This is a genomic window from Fundidesulfovibrio butyratiphilus, assembly GCF_054657235.1.
Window position 1 is genome coordinate 888,693 of the sequence record NZ_BAAHXA010000001.1, and the last position, 17,959, is coordinate 906,651.

The following is a 17,959-nucleotide window of genomic DNA, read 5'->3' on the forward strand; positions in this document are numbered from 1 at the left end:
GCATGCCCGAACTGCCTGAAGTCGAAACCATTGCCAGGGGGCTTGCGCCCCTGCTGTGCGGCCTGCGTTTCACCGACCTCGTGGCCCTGGACAGCCGGGTATTCCCCGGCCGGACCGATGACTTTTGCCGCGCGGTCCTGGGCAAACTCATCACCGATGTGCGCCGCCGGGGCAAGCTCTGCCTGGTGGAGCTCGAAGACGCCTCACTGGTGGCCTTCCACCTCAAGATGACCGGACGGCTTTTCGTGGCCAGACCCCAGGCCGAACCCGCCCCGCATGTACGGGTGCTCCTGCCCCTCGACGACGGGCGCGCCCTGCATTTCGCGGACATGCGCCGTTTCGGCGTGTGCCTGGGATTTGCCCCCGGAGCCATCACCGCCTGGGACTTCTACGCCCGCCTGGGCCCCGAGCCTTTCGACCTGACTCCGCAAGCCTTCGCCGCACGGATCGGAGCCCGACGCACGGCGATCAAGGCCGCCCTGCTCGATCAGCATGCCGTGGCCGGGGTGGGAAACATCTACGCCGACGAGTCCTTGTTCGAAGCCGGCATCGCCCCCTGGGCCAAGGCCTGCGATCTTGCCCCGCACCGGCTGGAACGACTGCACGGCGCGCTCACGGGCGTGCTCCGCCGAGCCATTGAAGCCGGAGGCAGCACCATCCGCGACTATCGCACGGCCGAAGGAGTGGAGGGCTCTTTCCAGTGGAGCTTTCACGTCTACGGCCGCGCCGGAGAGCCCTGTCCGAATTGCCAAACCCCCTTGCAGACCCAAAAAATCGCCGGGCGGACCTCGACATTCTGTCCGGCATGCCAAACCGGGGAAAGGAAACATGAATAATTCTTCATCCGTCTCGTGCGACCCTCCCCTTGCCCAGGCAGGATGAAACGTCTAGTCTGGCTGTCGGCCTTTTGATTCAAGCACACTCAGAAAAAACAGCAGGACTTGCATGCGAACCATATATCTTTTGCTTTCTATACTTGTCTTGTCCACGACTTTGGTCGTGGGTCCGGCCCTGGTACACGCAAAAAACGCTTCGGAAGGGCAACACAAGACCGACAGCAAGTCTTCAGGCTCCAGTTCGTCCAAGTCGACAAAGTCTTCCGGCAAGTCCGCAAAGGACAAAAGCTCCAAGAGCTCGAAGTCTGAGAGCAAGTCGAACAAAACGAAGTCCACCAAGGACGATAGCAAACGCTCCTCCAGCGAAAAGTCCTCCAAAAAGGCCAGCGCTTCCAAGTCCTCCTCGACGTCATCCTCCAAGTCCTCAAAAAAGGAATCCTCCTCCAAGAAGTCCGACAAACGGGAAAAAACTTCGAGCAAGTCGAAAAAAGCCAGCAAATCGAGCAAGTCGAGCAAGTCGAGGAAATCCAGAGCGGAAAGACACCACGACAAGTCTCCGGCCGTGGTGCAGTCCAACAGCGAAGCGGTTCGCGCGGCCGAAGAGGCCATGCGCAAGAACGAGTCCAAGCCCGCTCCCGCCGAAACGGCCCCCTCCGCGCATCAGCGCAACGCCCAGGCGGAAAAGCTGTTCGAAAAGGGCATGGAGCTCGGACGCAGCGACAAGTACAATCAGGCCATCGACGCGTTCAGCGAGGCCATCAAGCTCGACCCGAACAATGGCGGCTATTATTCCGGCCGTGGGCACGCCAACTTCATGTCCCAGCACTACGACCAGGCGCTCCAGGATTACAACAAGGCGCTGTCCTTCAACAACGACGATTCCCTGGCGCTGGTGATGCGCGGGCACACCAATCTCAAGCTTTCCAAGTTCAACAACGCCATCCAAGACTACAACAAAGCGTTGAAGCTGGGCTATGGGGACGCGGACCTCTACAAGGGCAGAGGCTCCGCCTACGCCAAACTCAACGAGCCCGCAAACATGTGTGCTGATTTTCGCGCCGCCTGCCAGAAAGGCGATTGCGAGATGTGGGACAACGCCCGCAACCAGGGCTTTTGTAACGGCAACTAGGCCTTTTCGTGGCGCGCTCCGCGCCTCGCCGGCGGCTCCGCCCAGGCGGAGCGCGCCGTTCCCAGGCCGACGAGGATTTGCGTCTTGGAGCTGACGTCGTACATTATTTGGATCGCAATCATCCTGATCTGCTTCATTCTTGCCGGCCGTCTTACCTTTCAAATCCGCGAAAAGAAGAAAACCACCCTGAACATCAACTTCAGCCAAGCCAAGGAACGCGAAAAGAAGCGCACCGGCCCGTAACGGCGCGCTGCTTCAGCGGCCCCAACACCCTGTCGGAAACGTTACTGGAAGACACGCCCCCCCTTACGCCTGCCAACTACGCTTGAAGCTTGACCTTTTGTGCGCCTTGCCAGCGCGTTGTTGAACAACTGCGGGAATGGGCTTTTTCAACGTCCGGCCACGGTTCCGGCCGTGGCGTTTTCACGTTCTTTGCCCGGCGGCGGGGCTCACGCGCTCGGCGCGCGTTCCCACGGCTTGGCGCAACCCGCGCCACCCGTCCCCGCTTCCATGAGCCATCTGCCAGGACCGCGCACCCAGCGGCGCCTTGAACCGATCGCCCGTCTGCTTGAAAACGGTCCGCAGCCTTCCGTTGCAACGGCTTAATGACACGCTCTTCTGTTTACAGGAACCCGTGTCGCCCTGTTGTTTTTCTAGGACACTTTCTCTTCTTTGCGTCTCCCGGACTGTAAAAGCAATCCAACTGGGTGCCAGCCGCTCTGTCTTTGGCAGTGCAGCACTGCACTTTCTGCGCGCAGCAGTCTTTCCGCATGCAAGGCGACACAATAAAAAAAAGCCGTGGGTTTCCCCACGGCTTCCATCAGGACAGGCCTGCAACAGCGTGTTTACCAGTACTAGTAGCTGGGCTTGAACTCGTCGCGGCGGTTCTTGGCCCAAGCGGCCTGGGTGTGAGCGGGGTCGGCGGGACGTTCCTTGCCGTAGCTCACGATGGAGAGACGGGAAGTGGGCACGCCGAGATTGACCAGATAGTCGGCGGCGGCGCGGGCGCGGCGTTCGCCAAGGGCCAAGTTGTATTCGGCCGTGCCGCGCTCGTCGCAGTTGCCTTCGACGACCAGCTTGATTTCCGGGTACTGCTTGAGGATCTCAGCCTTGCGGGTCAGGATCTGACGCGATTCGGGCTTGAGGTCGTACCGATCGAAGTCGAAATAGATGATGGCGCCAAGCTCACCGGCCACGCGGCCGAGCTTTTCACGCAGTTCGCGTTCGCGGGCCAAGCGTTCGCGTTCCTGGTCTTCCCAGCTGGTGTCCTTTTCAGGGCCGGCCACTTTTTTAGAGCAGCCAAAGGCCATAAGCGAAAGGCACATCAGCGCCATTACTGTCAACAACAGCCTGCTTTTCATTGATATCCTCCTCCTCTTGCAAAAAGTACATGTGTAAAGCACGTTTCGCGAAGTAATACTCGAAAAGTTGCATTCAAGCCCGACGGATGCAACTCATACTCTCTTGCATAAAAAAGGCAAGACTCGCCAGGGGGGCAAACGGTTTGCCCCCCGAACATGTCATATCAGTAATGATTGCTACTCTATTCTTTGGGCGCCACGGGAGAAAACGCCGGCATCATGGCCTCGCCTCCGCCGGTGGGGATATGCACAGCGCCGTCGCCGTTGCGGGTGGTCAAGTAGATCTTTCGCCCGCCGGCGCGACTTGAGGCAAAGGCGATGAAGTACGAATCCGGGGCAAAGGACGGGTTTTCGTCCGATCCGGGTCCAAAGCTCACCTGCTTTTCCGAATCCGTGGCCAGCTCGTAGACGAAGATGCGGTGTCCGCCGCCGGCCTGCTTGGAGTAGGCCACATACTTGCCGTCCGGGCTCATGCTGGGATTGGTGTTGTACCCGGACTTGGACGCTCTGCGCACGGATCCGCCCCCGAGATCCTTGATGAAAATATTGGGATTGCCCAGCCGGTCGGAAACAAAGGCCATGTGCGAGCCGGACTGGTCGAAGCTCGGCGACACGTCGATGGAGGAATCGGCCACCAGGGTGGAGGCGATGTTCCGATACGAGCCGTCGAGCGTGAAAATATCAGTGTTGCCCCGCATGTTGAGCGCCACGGCGATGGTGCCGTTAGGCATGAAGTGGGGGCTGATGACCGTGGTGCTCGGCAGGGTGTAGACCTTGGCCTTGCCGCCCCCGGCGGGACCGACGCCCAGAAAGTGCGAAGACGAACCGATCAGGGTGAAGCAGATGCGCGAACCGTCCCAGGACCAGGCCGGCGAAATGGCCATGCCCAGGTCGCCGTAATGGGTGATCTGCATCGCATCGCGGCCCATGGCGCCGGTGACCCAGATGTCCTTGCCCTTGCCCGAGGGTTTCACGAAGGCCAGTTTCGACTTGAAAATGCTGCCCTGTCCGGTGAGCAGGGCCATGAGTTCCATGCAGAAGCGGTCGGCGACCTCGGGCAGTTGTTCTCGGGAAACCGAGGCGTACACCTTGCCCAGCAAAAGCTTCTGCGAATACACCTCAAAGGCCCGAAGCTCCACGTCGCCCATGCCCTTGCCCGGCTTCCACACGGCGGTGATAAGCAGGTCGGCCTTGGCCAGGCTGAAGGGCTTGAAATCGATCTGATCGGCCTTGGGCCCGGGGAGCTTTCCCCCCCCCAGCACATCCGATTCGCTCATGACCTTGAGAAAGGGCATGAACGACAAATCCTTGCGGATGAGTTCCTGCAGGTGTTGGGCATCGCCCGGCATGTTGCCGTCGGCGAAGGGCTGCGACTGCACCACGTTCATCCGCGCCTGCCCCGGACCGTGGATGTCGATGGACACGTTGTCCTGGGCCAGGGCCGCCTGCGTGGCGGCAAGTGGCAGCCAAAGGGCCGCGACCAAAACGAGAAGAATGCGGTTGGCGTTCATGATCAGCGCTTTTCCTGCGAGTTGAAGTTCAACGTCAGCTTGTTCACTGTGGGCGAGGGAGGCTTGGGCAGATTTTCCGTTTCAGCCACGGCCCGGAGAGCCGAGTTGTCGAAGTCCGCCCTGCCGGAAGATTGGAGAATCTTGGAGCTTTGGATACGCCCATCCTGCCCGATTTGCAATTCCAGCTGGCACGTCAGCTTGAGGGAGCTGGCGAATTGCGGATACCGCCAGTTCTGTTTCACGAGCTTCTCGACCAGCGCGCCCCAAACCTGCATGGAGGCACCGGCTCCCCCGCCTCCGCCGCCGCCTCCTCCGCCGCCGCTCTGGCCCACTTGCTGCCGAAGCTTGGCCAATTCGTTGGCCACGGTTCCGGCGTTATGCGCCCCGGAGCCTTGTCCCTGCGCGCCCTTCTTGACGTCCTTGAGGGCCTGGGACAAAACGTCCTGGCGTTCCCGGGCCCCCCGTTCGGAAGCCTCACGGGCGGCCTTGTCGGCGGCAGCCTTGGCAGCCTTATCGGCCGCCTCTTTGGCGGCTTTCTCCTTGGCGGCCTTGTCGGCCGCGTCCTTGGCCGCCTTGTCCTTGGCCGCTTTGTCCGCCGCTTCCTTGGCGGCTTTCTCCTTGGCAGCCTTGTCGGCGGCATCCTTGGCCGCCTTTTCCTTGGCCGCCTTTTCCTTGGCCGCTTTTTCGGCCGCTTCCTTGGCGGCTTTCTCCCTGGCGGCCTTTTCCGCCGCGATCTTGGCCGCCTTTTCCGCCACGGCCTTTTCCGCCGCGGCCTTCTCGGCGGCGGCTTTCTTGGCGGCTTCGGCAGCGGCCTTTTCCACGGCAAGCTTCTTGGCCGCCTCCTCGGCGGCCTTTTCCGCAGCCACTTTTTGGGCGGCCTCTTCGGCGGCCTTCTCGGCCGAAGCCTTCTTGGCCGCTTCGGCGGCGGCCTTTTGGGCCGCCTTGCGCGCCTCTTCCTGGGCGGCCTTCTGGGCCTCCTCCTGGGCGGCCTTGATGGCCGCGGCCTGATCGGGCTTGGGCGGTTCGAGTTTAGGCGGATTTTTGGATTCCGGCCCGGCCGGCTGGGACGTATTGGGCAGGCCTTCCTGTCCCGCTCCCTCCCAACCGGGTTTGGCTTCGGGTTTCGCGCCCGGCCCCACGGCGCGCAGGTCGTAGAGCTCCACCTCGTAGATGGGTACGTCCAGACGAATGGTGTGCGTCTCCATGTTGGAGAGCAAAATCCCGCCCAGGATCACCGTCAGGTGCAAAAATAACGAGAAAAGCCAGCTTAGATAGCGCATGGTGCCAAACTTTGCCTGAAAAGAAGCGAGGTTGCGATCACTTCTTGGAGCGAGCGGGTTTTTCTTCCTTTTCCGGCTCGGCCACCATGCCCAATTTGTCCACGCCCGCGCTTTTGACTATGCCCATGACCTGCACGACCAGTCCGTAGGGCACTTCCTTGTCCGCGCGCAGAAACAACAGCTTCTTCTGGTCGGTGACCAAGCGTTGCACGTGCCCCTCCAGCTCGTCCATGCCCACGACGTAATCGTCGAGATGCAGGGTGCCGTCGCGTTTGATGGTCAGCACCAAGTTTTCGTTGTCCTTGGGCAGGGTGGTGACGGTCCTGGTCTGGGGCAGGTCGACTTCGAGCCCTTGGGTCATCATGGGCGCGGTGACCATGAAGATGATGAGCAAAACGAGCATCACGTCCACGAAGGGCGTGACGTTGATGTCGGCCAGGTAGGCGCCTTTGCCCCCGCCGGTGGAGATGCCCATGCTAGTAGTCCTCCCTCGCGCGGGGACGTTCCTGCGGTTCGGGCCGTTGAGCGGGCTTGGGAGTCCAGCTCACTTCACGCTGGATGCGGTTGAGAAACACGCTGGCGAAATTCACCATTTCGCGTTCGATATTCTGGATATAGCCCAAGAAAAAGTTGTAGGCCAAGGTGGCGGGAATGGCCACGCCCAGGCCGATGGCCGTGGCCACCAGGGCCTCGGAAATGCCCGGAGCCACGGCGGCCAACGCGGCGGACTGCTGCAGGCCGATGGAGTGGAAGGAGTTCATGATGCCCCACACCGTGCCGAAGAGCCCGATGAACGGAGAGGCGTTGGCGCAGGTGGCCAGAAACGAAACCGACTTGGTGAGCTGGGACAATTCCGAACTCACCGCCTGGCGCAGGGTGCGGCGGATGTTGTCCATGGCCACGCGGGCCTTTTCGCCGGGTTCGAGGTCGGCCTGCTCCATGCGCATGAGTTCCTCGAAGGCCTGCACGCCCACGTAGTAGCAGGGGGAATTCTTGTTCTGTCCCACGACGCGCATGGCCATCTTGAGGTTCTCCGCGTCCTGGAAAAGCCTGGCGTCGCGCGCGGCGTAGCGCCGGGCGGAACTCAGCATGAACATCTTGAGAAAGATGATGCTCCAACTGGTCAACGACATGCCCGCCAGCAGGGTCATGACAACCTTGACGGTGGGCGTGGCGTTGAGAAGCATTTCCAACAGGCCGCCGTGCGGCGTCAGCGTCTCCAACATAGCGAAGTCACCTTTTTTTCATGAAGTATCCGCCCGCCTGAACGCCGGGCGCGAAATCGCGGTTACGTGCCCAGAAGCTTGGCCGCGAGGCGGACCAGGGCGACCTCCGCCCGGTCTTCCAAGCTCACACGCGCCTGGGAGGAAAGCCGGCTGGATTCCCGGTTGATCTCCACCACGGGCGCGCCCCGTCTGGCCGCCATGTACGGCAGCGAGCTGGCCGGAGCCACCTCGCACGACGTGCCGACAACCAGCATGAGCTCGGCGGCGCCCGCCAATTGACCGCTTTTCTCCAAGGCGTCAAGGGGTATGCTCTCCCCGAAGAACACGATGTCGGGACGCACGACCCCGCCGCATTCCTCGCAGAGCCAGGGGATGTCGAATTCGGTGAGAGTGAGGACGTGGGCCGCGTCGTGGGGGCGGCCGCATCCGTTGCACGAATAGGTGGACATGGAGCCGTGAAACTCCACCACCTCGCGCGAGCCGGCCGCCTGATGCAGGCCGTCGATATTCTGGGTGACAACGCCCCGCACCAACCCCGCCCGTTCGAGCCGGGCCAGGGCCTCGTGGGCCGGATTGGGCTTGGCGCGCCCCATGACGCGCGCGGCGTCGAGCAGAAAACGCCAGACTTCCTTGGGGGTGCGATTCAGGGCCTGGACAGTGGCCACGCGCATGGGATCGTACTTGGACCACAACCCGCCCGGACTCCGGAAGTCGGGGATGCCGCTGGCCACGGATATTCCGGCCCCGGTCAGGACCACCACGTTGCCTGACGCGGGCCAAAGGCGGGCGATCTCTTCTATTTTGTCCATAGGATGATGCAACTCTGGACCATACCGTGTAAAATACGACGCCGTGGCGTGCAATATCCGGGGACTTCGCGCCGGCCAGCGACCAGACCTTCAATACCCGCCGCCCGGAACCTTGCCGCTTCACAGGGCCACCGGAAGGTCGATCCGGTTTTACCGCGGCCGCGCGCCGTTTTCCCTTACGCGTCTGACTGTAACAGCGCAAGACGTTCCTGTTTGCGCAACTCGATCTTCCATTACAAGTTGTTCATGATTCCGGTTTCCAGGTTCCCCCGCCCCCACGCAGACCGGACCGACTTCGCCGTGCGCCTTGCGCTTGTTCGCCGAGGCGGATACAGCATCCGTATGGGTTCCCCCCGTGCGACCCACGCCGCCCGGCCCGCCCCGCTTCCAGGCGGAAGGCTTGTCCCGCGCGCGGACAGAGGACAGGCCATGAAAGAACTGCTTTCCCGCTTTTCCATACGCGAAACCATCGTCATCATGGTTTTTCTGGCCATGCTACCGGCGTTGGGCGTCATCGTCTACACGGGAAACACCCTGCATCGCCACGTTCTGGAAGGCATACGGCGGGAAGCGCTGTTTTCGGTCTCCGAACTGGCCCAGGCCCAGGAACGCGCCACCCAGGGCGTGCGCCAGACGCTGGCCGTGCTGGCCAACACCCCGGAATTGCGCGCCTTAAACGCCCAGGCCGCCTCGGAACTGTTCGCCACGGTCATGCGCCTGAACACCCTGTACGCCAACATCGTGCTCACCAACGCCAAGGGCGACGTGATCGGCTCCGGCGCCCCCTATCCCAAGGCGAACCTCTCCGAGCGAAAAAGCATACGCGACGCCTTGAGCCGGCGAGGATTCGCCACCGGAGAATACATCCTGGGCAAGGACAACAAGCTTCGCGCCCTCTCCTTCAGCCAGGCCGTGCTCGACGGCGAAGGACGTCCGGTGGGCGTCATCACCCTGGCCATGGGGCTCGACCGCTATGCCGAACTCTTCGACTTGGCCTCCCTGCCGGGCGGATCGGAACTGTTCGTGGTCGACCACAAAGGCGCGGACCTGCTTTCGCGCGGGGAGAGTTCCCCCCAAGACAGCCCTCGCCTGCCGCCGGATCTTTTCACGGCGATATCCAGCACCAGCCAGTCCGGGGTGTTCGAGCACACGGGATCGGACGGTGCGCCCCGCCTTTTCGTTTACAATCAGGTGCGCCTGACCCCCACGGAAGCGCCGTACGTCTTCATTTGCGTGGGCATTCCCTCCCAGGTCGCCCAGCGGGCCGGACGCGAAGTGCTTGTTCAGGGCGCCACCCTGCTCGCCGGGTCCGCCGCCTTCGTCCTGGTTCTGGCCTGGATTTTCGCGGGTTTCACCGTGGGCGGCCAGGTCGGGCACCTGCTTTCCGTGACCGGCCGGCTGTCGCGGGGCGAGCTGTCGGCCCGAACCGGACTCGAATCCTCCCGAGGCGAAATCGGCCGCCTGGGCAGCGCCATAGACGAAATGGCCACATCCCTGGAGGAGGACGCCCTTGTCCGGGACGCCAACGAAGAGCGCCTGCGCCTCTATCAGGCGGTGTTCGACAACGCCGTGGAAGGCATTACCGTCACCAACGCCGAAGGGGTGATCGAGCGGGTCAACCCGGGGTTCAGCCTCATAACCGGCTACTCGGCCGACGAAGTGGTGGGTCAAAACCCCCGCATTCTCAAAAGCGAACGCCACGACGCGACCTTTTACGCGAAAATGTGGGAGGATATCACCCAGCGCGGCAAGTGGGCCGGAGAGATCTGGAATCGACGCAAAAGCGGGGAAGCCTATCCCGAGTGGTTGAGCGTCAGCGCCATTCGGGACGCCAAAGGCGAGGTGAGCCACTACGTGGGCGTTTTCCACGACATTACGGAGCTCAAGGAGCAGCAGCAGACCATTGAATTCCTGGCCAACCACGACCCGTTGACCGGACTGCCCAACCGCCTGCTTTTCGAGGACCGCCTGGCCATGGCCCTGGCCCAGATGCAACGCCGCGGCACCCGACTGGCCCTGCTCTACCTCGACCTGGACAATTTCAAGAACGTCAACGACAGCCTCGGACACGCGGTGGGCGACATGCTCCTGCACGAAACCGCCGATCGGCTGACCAAGGCCGTACGTGAGATGGACACCGTCTATCGGCAGGGCGGCGACGAGTTCATCGTCATCCTGCCCGAACTTTCCGGCCCGGAAGAGGCCATGCTCGTGGCCGGGCGCATTCTCGACGCCGTGGCCAAACCGTGCCGGTTGCAGGGGTACGAAGTGGTGTCCACGGCCAGCGTCGGCGTGGCCTTGTCCCCCGAAGACGGAACCCAGCCCGGGGAGCTGCTCAAAAAGGCCGACCTGGCCATGTACCGGGCCAAGCACGGCGGCGGCAACACGGTGCAGTTCTTCGCCCCGGGCATGGACGTTCTGGCCACCCGCCGCCTGTTTTTGGAAAGCGAACTGCGCCGGGCCATGGAGCGCGACGAATTCGAACTCCACTACCAACCGGTGGTCGATCTCGGCACGGGCCGACTGACCGGAGCCGAAGCGCTCCTGCGCTGGCGGCGCGGCTCGGACATCGTGGGACCGGACGAATTTATTCCCGTGGCCGAAGAAACGGGGCTGGTCATACAGATCGGCGCCTGGGTCCTGGCCGAGGCCTGTCGCCAGATGCGCGACTGGGGCCGGGCCGGACTGCCCCCGCTCAACATTTCGGTGAACATATCGGGCAAGCAGTTTCGACAACACAACTTCGAAGAAATGGTCAAAGGCGTTTTCTCGGTCTACGAGGTGGACCCAACGCGCATCTATCTGGAGGTCACCGAATCCTCGCTCATCGCCAACCTGGCGGCTTCGGCCTCCAAGCTGTCGCGCCTGCGCGAGCTCGGGGTCAAGGTGCTGCTCGACGACTTCGGAACGGGGTATTCCTCGCTGGCCTACCTCAAACGACTGCCGGTGGACGGACTCAAGATCGACCGCTCCTTTGTGCGCGAAATCCCCAACGACCCGGACAGCCTGGGGATCGTGGCGGCCATTCTGGCCCTTTCGCGCGTGCTGGGTCTTAGTGTCGTGGCCGAGGGCGTGGAAACGCAGGAGCAGCTCGAATACCTGACCAGCCAGGGGTGCGCGCGCATGCAGGGCTATCTGGCCAGCTATCCCCTGCCGGCGGAGTCGTTCCAAAAGCTGCTCGAAGCCGACACGCCGTTCTTCGAGCCGACCGTCTCGCCGGAAGACGCGAAAAATTCGGAAACCTCCTTACCCAAGCCGCCCGACCCCAAATAAAGTTTTTTGCGGAAGGCGGGGGGCCTGGGGGGAGGGAACCGCTTTTGTTCACAAAAGGGGTTCCTTCCCCCAGTCTTCCCTCCCCTTGCCATCCTCCCCCCCATATCTTCCCCCACCCTCCCCTTCTCCCCACCCATCCCCCTATCCCCCCCTTGCCACCCAGCCAAGTTCCCCCTAGAGACAACGCATGGGATTTTATAGCACCCTCGTCCTTGTCTACCTGGTCATGCATGGCCTGACCTACTTTCTAGCCTGCCGCGCGTTGCACCTCGCCGGGCCGGCGCGGCTCGGGCTGGCGTCGCTCCTGATCGTGCTGGCCGCGTCGCCCTTTGTGCTGGGCATGCTCGGGGAGCGCACGGGAATTTGGTCGTTTGTGACGTTTTTCTGGATGGGCATGGTGTTCTACCTGTTCCTGGGCGGCGTTTTGCTGCTAGCGGCATTCCCCCTGCTGGGAGACGCGGCCCGACGCGCGGCCTTTCTCTGCCTGGTGGCCGGCAGCCTGGGCGTCTGCCTCTACGGCGTGATGAACGCCCGCGACATTCGGGTCGTGCCGCTCACCGTCCAAGTGACGAATTTGCCGCCCGGAATGGACCGGGTGCGCCTTGCCGTCATTTCGGACCTGCACCTCTACTCGGTGGAAGAAGGCCGTCGCCTGGACCGGGTGTTGCCGGTGCTCGAAACACTCGACTACGACGCGCTCGTTTCCCTGGGCGACCTTGTGGAATCCGGCGCACACCAGGGCGATTGGCAGGTTTCCGCCGCGCGTCTGGCCACACTGCATCCGCGCCTGGGCAAATTCGCCGTGGACGGCAACCACGAACGCTACGCCGCCCGCCTGGCCGGGGAAGACTTCTCGGCCAAATTCCTCCAGGCGGCCGGCTTTCGACGTTTGCGTAACGAGACCGTGGACGTGGGCGGGCTGTTTCGGCTGGTCGGCCTCGACTATTCCGGCCAGACCAACGCCACCAAGGCCACCACGGAAGGCGAAGCCCCGCTCTTGGCCGCCGTGCCCCGCGACCTGCCCGTGGTGGTGCTCAAACATCTGCCCACGGTGGCCCCGGACTCCGTGGGGCATTTCGATTTGCAACTGTCCGGGCACAGCCACGCCGGACAGCTTTGGCCGTTCACCTACCTGGTGAAACGGCACTATCCGTATATCCAGGGGCTCTACGACCTGGGACGCGGCTCCAGGCTGTACGTCAACGTGGGCACGGCCGGTTGGGGACCACCCATGCGCGTGGGGTCGCACCCGGAAATCACCCTGGTCACCCTGGAGCGCGCTCCAGCCGAGACGCGCTAACGCGCGCCCTACAGCCGCCTCCCGCCCCCGATTCCAGACGCCTGAAGACGAAACTGACGTTCCTTCCTCAATTGACAACTCTTGTCGTTGCCATTTTGTCCCTGGCTTGGCATAGTGAAACATCGGGTTTCCCCGTAGGGTCATGGGACGACCCGAAAGCAACGCATCCGTATATCAGAACAAAGGAGGGAACATGAAAAAACTCAAACTGGCGCTGTTTGGTGTCATGGCTGTGACCTTGCTGGCTTCCGCCGTTGTGGCCGCCGACAAAAAACCCATGAGCCAATGGAAATGTGAAGAGTTCCTGGCCCTCGATGCCCAGTTTCAGCCCAAGGCCGTCTATGCGGCCACGGAGCTCACCAAAAAAGGAAAGCCCGAAGCTTCGGTGTTTGATATCGACGGAACGGAAAAAGTGATCCCCATCGTTATCGCCGAATGCCAGAAAGCGCCCAAGGAGTCCTTTTGGGCGAAGGTGAAGGCCGCCTGGAAGAAGGTGGAAGCCGACGTCAAGAAAGCGTTGTAGTTGATCAGAACGCCTCGACACTGTTCTCCGGCCGGCGCGCCATGCCTGTGCGCCGGCCGGGGATGTCCGTTTGGCGAACGGGCCGTTTCCGGCCTGTTTCCACGCAAGCCCCCGCTCCAGGAAACCCCCTGGAAAACCGCGAAGCCCCCCGTCGGCCCGCCCCGTCAGACGCCACTGCGACGGACGCGGGCGCTCACTCGTCGTCGGGGAAAAGCAGACGCGTGAGAATGGTGTTGCTCACCACCATTCCCTGGCGGGTCAGACGCAAACAGCCGTCCTTCAGGCGGATGAGCCCCCGGTCGTAGAGCGCGGTCAGGAGCTTTCCCTCCCGGGCCAGCAGGTCGCGGCCCGTGAGCTTCTTGTAGGCGGCCAGGTTCACGCCCTTGGCCGTGCGCAACGCAAGCATGAGGCGCTCCCGCCAGCGTTCTTCCTCGGTGAGGGCCACGGCCCCGACCGCGAGCTTCCCGGAATCGACCTGGACCACGTAGTCGGCCACGGATTTGGGATTTTCCCAGCGCAACCCATTGAGGGTCGAGACGGCAGAGGGGCCGAACCCCAAGTAGTCGAGTCCGTCCCAGTAGCCCTGATTGTGCCGGCTGGAAAAACCCATGCGCGCGTAATTGCTGATTTCGTATTGCACGAAACCGTGCAACTCCAACCAATCCCCCCCATAGACGTACATCTTGGCCTGCTCGTCGTCGTCGGGCAGGACCACCGCTCCCTGGGACACGGCCCGCTCCAGGGGCGTGTTGTCCTCCAAGGTCAGGCCGTAGCAGGAGAGATGCTCGGGCTTGAGGCGCACCGCCGCCTTGAGATTGTCCCGCCAGGTCTTGAGACGTTGCCCGGGCAGGCCGAAGATGAGATCCAGGGAGAGATTGGCGAATCCGGCCTGGCGAAGGGTTTCCACCGCTGACCGCACCTGCCCCGCGGTATGGGGCCGGCCCAAGAGCAGGAGGTCCGAATCGAGAAAGGACTGCACCCCCAGGGAGATGCGATTCACGCCCGTCGATTTCCACAGGGTCGCCATGTCCCGGTCGCGGGCCGAGTCGGGATTGGCCTCCAGGGTGACTTCCGCTCCCGGGACCAGGGCGAAGGCCTTGTCCACGGCGGCGAACACCCGCTCGAACGCCCAGTCCGGCAGAAGGCTCGGGGTGCCGCCGCCGAAATAGAGCGTCTGCGCCTCGGGCCGGCCGAGCCGGGCCCCGTAGCGGGAGATCTCCTTGCAGACCGCGATCTGCCAGGCCTCCAACGCGTCCATGGTCAGCGTTTCGGAACTGAAGGCGCAATAGCGGCACTTGCTCCGGCAAAACGGGACGTGGACGTAGAGCAGCATGGCGCGCCGGAGCCGGTCAGCGGCCGAGACGTTTGCGGTAGCGGTCGTACTCGCTCAGGATGCAGCCGCAATACGGCTGTCGGTACACGCCCCAGGAACGGCTCAGGTCGATGCCCTCCTGCCAGCCGGCGCGAAAGTCCTCGTAATGGAAATCCACTCCCTGGTCGCTGGCCGCCTCGCGGCCCACGGCGGCGATAAGGTCGTGGTTCTGGTAGCGGCTGTAGAGCAAGGTGGAGGTCATGGCCGCAAGCCCGCGCGCCCTGGCTTCGCGCGCGGCCCGGGTCAGGCGCAGGCGATAGCACTGTTCGCAGCGGTCCTTTTCGCGAAAGGCCGTCAGACGCAGATACAGGGCGGGGTCGTACTCGTCGTCGGCATAGACGCTTTCGAACCCCAGGCGCGCGGAAACGTCCTTGAGGGCGTCCCTGCGGCGCACATACTCCATGAGCGGATGGATGTTGGGATTGTAGTAGAATCCGAGCGGAGTCAGTCCCCGCTCCATCAGGCTCTTGGCCACGGTGATGGAGCAGGGCCCGCAACAGGCGTGCATGAGAATCACGGCTATTCCTGGGTGACGACGATGGTCTTTTTGTATTCCAGCTCCAGGGCGTGAAGCCGGGCGCGTTTTCTGTTGAGCAGATACATGGCCAATTCCGGAGAGGCCTTGAAGGTGACCTGATCGCCTCCGCCGGGCTTGGCGCGCAGCAGGCGAAAGATCTCGCGCAGGGCTTGCAGGGCCTGCCATTCCATGTTGCGCCGCGACCCCGAGCCCTGGCACAGCGGGCAGGTCTCGGAGCTCACCGACATGGCCGACGAGCCCATGCGCTGGCGCACGATTTCCATCAGGCCGAAGCGCGAAATCTTGCCCACGTCGTAGCGGGCGCGGTCGATCTTCATGGCCGCGCGTATGGCCTTCTCCACCTCGGCCACGTGCTTGCGATCCTTCATTTCGATGAAGTCCACCACCACCTGGCCGCCGATGTCGCGCAAACGCAACTGGTTGGCCACTTCCACGGCGGCCTCCACGTTGGTCTTGAGGGCCATCTCCTTGAAATTGACCTCCCCGCCGATCTTGCCGGAATTGACGTCCACGGCGGTCAGGGCCTCGGCATGGTCGATGACCAAACGGCCGCCGCTGGGCAGGGTGACCTCGCGGCCGTGCAGTTGGTCGATCTGCTTGCGCAGGTTGAACCGGTCCCAGAGGGAACTTTCCATGTCCGAATGCAGTTTCACGATTCCCTGGCGACGGGGAAACACCAGTTGGGCCATTTCCGCCACCCGGTCGGCGGTGGGTTTGTCGTCCACCCAGATCTCGGCCACGTCGTCGGTCAGGTAGTCGCGCACCGCCCTGGCGGCCAGGTCGGGCTCCTCGTAGATCATCTGGGGAGAGGGCACGGTGGTGCCCCGCTGGCGCACTTCCTTCCACAGACGCTTGAGGTAGTTGACGTCGCGTTCGAGCGCCGTCTTGGACTGGGCCGAAGACGCCGTGCGCACGATCACGCCCACGCCCTCTTCAAGCTTGAGGCCCTGGGCCACTTCCTTGAGGCGCTTGCGTTCGGCTTCGTCCTCCACCTTGCGCGAGATGCCGCGTTGCTCGTTGCCCGGGGTGAGCACGAAATACCGCCCCGGCAGGGAAAGATACGAGGTGACAAAGGCCCCTTTGCTGCCCGTGGGCTCCTTGACCACCTGCACCAGCACTTCCTGATTTTTCTTGAGCACGCGCTGAATGGGCGGATACTTGCCCTTGCGCTCCACGGGAGGGTCGTCGTTGTAGTATTCGGGATGCACTTCGTCGATCTGGAGAAATCCGTTGCGTTCGGCCCCGTAGTTCACGAAAGCCGCCTGAAGGGAGGGATCGATGTTGTGGATCTTGCCTTTGTAGATGTTGCCGCGCGTCTTGGCCTGGTGGGCCATCTCGACGTAGTATTCCATGAGGACGCCGTCTTCGGACACGGCCACCTCAACTTCTTCTCCGGGCAACACGGCGATGAACATCTTGCGCTTGCGCTTTTTAGCCGCCATGAAAAACTCCTTGCGGACGGCCGCGAGCGCTGAGACAGGCGCGCTTCAAGTCCATCGGCCCCGTGGCGCGGGCCTGGCCGTCCTCTTCTTGCCACCGCGGTCTTGACGGAACAGCATTCCGCCGGAAACCGCTTGAAAAATTGCCGCCAGGAACACATGTCCATGACGGATGCTGCAGGAGGGCGTCTGGCGAACCACGTCCGCCAAAAGCCGGCTCCGCGTCCGCTCCGAACATTCGCGCGGCGCTGGCGCTTTCGCCGTGCCGCCGAAGTTCGAACGCATACGCGAACCGAGAGGGGTGGGCTGACGGGACCGCGCTCGTCCCGCCAGGGAGGAGGCGTCTACCGATCGGCCTGGTCCTTGAAAAAATAGTACGCTTCGCCGTTATCGTCTTGACGGCGCGAAGCGTCACCGGCTTGGAGCAGGCTTTCCAGAAGCGGCGCAAGTTCCCGCTCGGAAACGGACAAGGCCCGACTCAACTGCGCAGCGGTCTGGGGACGCCTGGCCAGGGACTCAAGGACAAAACCCCTGATTTCGTTTAGCCTCAGGCTGTCCGCGTTGTCCAGTCCGATAGCGAATTGCGCGGCTTTTTCCGGCTCGGTCCCACACCCCTGGCGCCCGAGCGCCTGGCGAAAACGCTCCAGGGTCTGGGGGGATGCGCTCTTGGCTTCGCGGTAGGCTCCCGGGCGGCTCATGGTGGTCACGTCCACCCGGTCGGGGGCGAGTTCCTGCACGAAACGGCGCAAAAGCTCCAGATTTTCGTCCGAATCGTTCACCCCGTCCAGCACGAGCACTTCCAGAAAGATCTTGCCCGAATACTCCCGACGGAAGTCGAGCAGCCCCTGGCGGATGTCCGCGAGCGCATTGCCCGGATGGGGCCGGTTGAGGGCTTCGAATTCGGACTGGACCAGGGTGTCCATGGAAGGCAGCACCATGTCGGCCAGGGCCAGTTCCCGGCGCACCTGGGCATCGCCCATGAGGCTGGAATTGGTCAGCACGGCCGTGGGCATGCCCGGAACCAGGCGGCGCACACCGGCCAGGATCTCGCCCATCTCGCTGTTCAAGGTCGGCTCGCCCATGCCGCCCAGGGTGACGACCTGGAAAGGCGGGTGCGGCGCGGCCAGCCAGGCTTTCAGTTCGTCCAGCACCCGTTTGGCCGGAACGTAGGGTTTGCGCGCGCGCGTCAATCCCCTGGTGGGACCCACCTCGCAGTAGAGACAATCAAAGGAACAGATCTTGGTTCCGAGCAGATCGAGACCGAGCGATGCGCCCAGACGCCCCGAACGCACCGGGCCGAAGACGTGGCCGTCCGTTTTAATGAACATGGGAGCGCTCCCGCCGTGGCGGCTTGACAGGGAT

17 protein-coding genes are annotated in these 17,959 nt (G+C 62.9%); 6 read left to right on the top strand and 11 right to left on the bottom strand.

The window, feature by feature from the left end; all coding sequences use genetic code 11:
• The first annotated feature begins 2 nt into the window (after positions 1-2).
• The gene (mutM, locus tag ACYQ01_RS04470; RefSeq protein WP_459932628.1) at positions 3-836 is read left to right on the top strand and encodes a bifunctional DNA-formamidopyrimidine glycosylase/DNA-(apurinic or apyrimidinic site) lyase; all 834 of its coding nucleotides are present in this window, start codon (positions 3-5) and stop codon (positions 834-836) included.
• A 51-nt stretch (positions 837-887) separates the two neighbouring features.
• On the opposite strand, the gene ACYQ01_RS04475 is transcribed toward mutM, so the two are convergent.
• Complete coding sequence (locus ACYQ01_RS04475) at positions 888-1,451, bottom strand: hypothetical protein (protein WP_459932629.1); 564 nt, start codon at positions 1,449-1,451, stop codon at positions 888-890.
• On the opposite strand from ACYQ01_RS04475, the gene ACYQ01_RS04480 reads away from it, so the two are divergent.
• Both ACYQ01_RS04480 and ACYQ01_RS04485 read left to right on the top strand, forming a co-directional pair.
• Entirely contained in the window at positions 1,444-1,965 is a 522-nt protein-coding gene (locus ACYQ01_RS04480; protein ID WP_459932630.1) for a tetratricopeptide repeat protein, read from the top strand. The genes ACYQ01_RS04475 and ACYQ01_RS04480 overlap by 8 nt on opposite strands.
• An 84-nt stretch (positions 1,966-2,049) precedes the next feature.
• A complete protein-coding gene (locus tag ACYQ01_RS04485) occupies positions 2,050-2,208 on the top strand; it encodes a hypothetical protein (protein ID WP_459932631.1) in 159 nt (52 codons plus the stop codon).
• Positions 2,209-2,819: 611 nt separating this feature from the next.
• Here the strand turns inward: ACYQ01_RS04485 and pal are convergent.
• The 6 genes from pal to ACYQ01_RS04515 all read right to left on the bottom strand — a co-directional run bounded on the left by pal (position 2,820) and on the right by ACYQ01_RS04515 (position 8,152).
• On the bottom strand, positions 2,820-3,326 hold the full coding sequence (pal, locus tag ACYQ01_RS04490; RefSeq protein WP_459932632.1) for a peptidoglycan-associated lipoprotein Pal: 507 nt from the start codon (positions 3,324-3,326) through the stop codon (positions 2,820-2,822).
• 182 nt (positions 3,327-3,508) lie between these two features.
• Entirely contained in the window at positions 3,509-4,837 is a 1,329-nt protein-coding gene (locus tag ACYQ01_RS04495; protein ID WP_459932633.1) for a translocation protein TolB, read from the bottom strand.
• Between the two features lie 2 nt (positions 4,838-4,839).
• Entirely contained in the window at positions 4,840-6,117 is a 1,278-nt protein-coding gene (gene tolA, locus ACYQ01_RS04500; protein WP_459932634.1) for a cell envelope integrity protein TolA, read from the bottom strand.
• A gap of 37 nt (positions 6,118-6,154) precedes the next feature.
• The gene (locus ACYQ01_RS04505; protein ID WP_459932635.1) at positions 6,155-6,592 is read right to left on the bottom strand and encodes an ExbD/TolR family protein; all 438 of its coding nucleotides are present in this window, start codon (positions 6,590-6,592) and stop codon (positions 6,155-6,157) included.
• A 1-nt stretch (position 6,593) separates the two neighbouring features.
• A complete protein-coding gene (locus tag ACYQ01_RS04510) occupies positions 6,594-7,340 on the bottom strand; it encodes a MotA/TolQ/ExbB proton channel family protein (protein ID WP_459933886.1) in 747 nt (248 codons plus the stop codon).
• A gap of 65 nt (positions 7,341-7,405) precedes the next feature.
• Positions 7,406-8,152, bottom strand: coding sequence for an SIR2 family NAD-dependent protein deacylase (locus tag ACYQ01_RS04515; protein ID WP_459932636.1), 747 nt, complete (start codon positions 8,150-8,152; stop codon positions 7,406-7,408).
• A gap of 429 nt (positions 8,153-8,581) precedes the next feature.
• Here ACYQ01_RS04515 and ACYQ01_RS04520 point away from each other — a divergent pair, with 429 nt between their 5' ends.
• The 3 genes from ACYQ01_RS04520 to hdeA all read left to right on the top strand — a co-directional run bounded on the left by ACYQ01_RS04520 (position 8,582) and on the right by hdeA (position 13,248).
• A complete protein-coding gene (locus ACYQ01_RS04520; RefSeq protein ID WP_459932637.1) occupies positions 8,582-11,425 on the top strand; it encodes a bifunctional diguanylate cyclase/phosphodiesterase in 2,844 nt (947 codons plus the stop codon).
• A 187-nt stretch (positions 11,426-11,612) separates the two neighbouring features.
• Positions 11,613-12,725, top strand: coding sequence for a metallophosphoesterase (locus tag ACYQ01_RS04525; protein ID WP_459932638.1), 1,113 nt, complete (start codon positions 11,613-11,615; stop codon positions 12,723-12,725).
• A 193-nt stretch (positions 12,726-12,918) separates the two neighbouring features.
• On the top strand, positions 12,919-13,248 hold the full coding sequence (gene hdeA, locus ACYQ01_RS04530) for an acid-activated periplasmic chaperone HdeA (RefSeq protein WP_459932639.1): 330 nt from the start codon (positions 12,919-12,921) through the stop codon (positions 13,246-13,248).
• 193 nt (positions 13,249-13,441) lie between these two features.
• Here hdeA and hemW read toward each other — a convergent pair whose 3' ends face one another.
• The 4 genes from hemW to ACYQ01_RS04550 form a co-directional block, all read right to left on the bottom strand.
• Positions 13,442-14,581 (bottom strand): radical SAM family heme chaperone HemW, encoded by a 1,140-nt coding sequence (hemW, locus tag ACYQ01_RS04535; protein ID WP_459932640.1) that lies wholly within the window; start codon positions 14,579-14,581, stop codon positions 13,442-13,444.
• Positions 14,582-14,597: 16 nt separating this feature from the next.
• Positions 14,598-15,128 (bottom strand): epoxyqueuosine reductase QueH, encoded by a 531-nt coding sequence (locus ACYQ01_RS04540; RefSeq protein WP_459933887.1) that lies wholly within the window; start codon positions 15,126-15,128, stop codon positions 14,598-14,600.
• An 11-nt stretch (positions 15,129-15,139) separates the two neighbouring features.
• Positions 15,140-16,600: an Rne/Rng family ribonuclease gene (locus ACYQ01_RS04545; protein ID WP_459932641.1), complete on the bottom strand. Its 1,461-nt coding sequence runs from the start codon at positions 16,598-16,600 to the stop codon at positions 15,140-15,142.
• A 341-nt stretch (positions 16,601-16,941) separates the two neighbouring features.
• On the bottom strand, positions 16,942-17,925 hold the full coding sequence (locus ACYQ01_RS04550) for a radical SAM protein (protein WP_459932642.1): 984 nt from the start codon (positions 17,923-17,925) through the stop codon (positions 16,942-16,944).
• Between the last annotated feature and the right edge of the window lie 34 nt (positions 17,926-17,959).

Excerpts from the sequence above, each read along its gene's own strand:
- ACYQ01_RS04480 (WP_459932630.1), top strand. The coding sequence starts at position 1,444 with ATGCGCAAGAACGAGTCCAAGCCCGCTCCCGCCGAAACGGCCCCCTCC.
- tolA (WP_459932634.1), bottom strand. The coding sequence starts at position 6,117 with ATGCGCTATCTAAGCTGGCTTTTCTCGTTATTTTTGCACCTGACGGTG.
- hemW (WP_459932640.1), bottom strand. The coding sequence starts at position 14,581 with ATGCTGCTCTACGTCCACGTCCCGTTTTGCCGGAGCAAGTGCCGCTAT.
- hdeA (WP_459932639.1), top strand. The coding sequence starts at position 12,919 with ATGAAAAAACTCAAACTGGCGCTGTTTGGTGTCATGGCTGTGACCTTG.
- ACYQ01_RS04545 (WP_459932641.1), bottom strand. The coding sequence starts at position 16,600 with ATGGCGGCTAAAAAGCGCAAGCGCAAGATGTTCATCGCCGTGTTGCCC.
- ACYQ01_RS04515 (WP_459932636.1), bottom strand. The coding sequence starts at position 8,152 with ATGGACAAAATAGAAGAGATCGCCCGCCTTTGGCCCGCGTCAGGCAAC.
- ACYQ01_RS04520 (WP_459932637.1), top strand. The coding sequence starts at position 8,582 with ATGAAAGAACTGCTTTCCCGCTTTTCCATACGCGAAACCATCGTCATC.
- ACYQ01_RS04550 (WP_459932642.1), bottom strand. The coding sequence starts at position 17,925 with ATGTTCATTAAAACGGACGGCCACGTCTTCGGCCCGGTGCGTTCGGGG.
- mutM (WP_459932628.1), top strand. The coding sequence starts at position 3 with ATGCCCGAACTGCCTGAAGTCGAAACCATTGCCAGGGGGCTTGCGCCC.
- ACYQ01_RS04505 (WP_459932635.1), bottom strand. The coding sequence starts at position 6,592 with ATGGGCATCTCCACCGGCGGGGGCAAAGGCGCCTACCTGGCCGACATC.
- pal (WP_459932632.1), bottom strand. The coding sequence starts at position 3,326 with ATGAAAAGCAGGCTGTTGTTGACAGTAATGGCGCTGATGTGCCTTTCG.
- ACYQ01_RS04495 (WP_459932633.1), bottom strand. The coding sequence starts at position 4,837 with ATGAACGCCAACCGCATTCTTCTCGTTTTGGTCGCGGCCCTTTGGCTG.
- ACYQ01_RS04525 (WP_459932638.1), top strand. The coding sequence starts at position 11,613 with ATGGGATTTTATAGCACCCTCGTCCTTGTCTACCTGGTCATGCATGGC.
- ACYQ01_RS04540 (WP_459933887.1), bottom strand. The coding sequence starts at position 15,128 with ATGCACGCCTGTTGCGGGCCCTGCTCCATCACCGTGGCCAAGAGCCTG.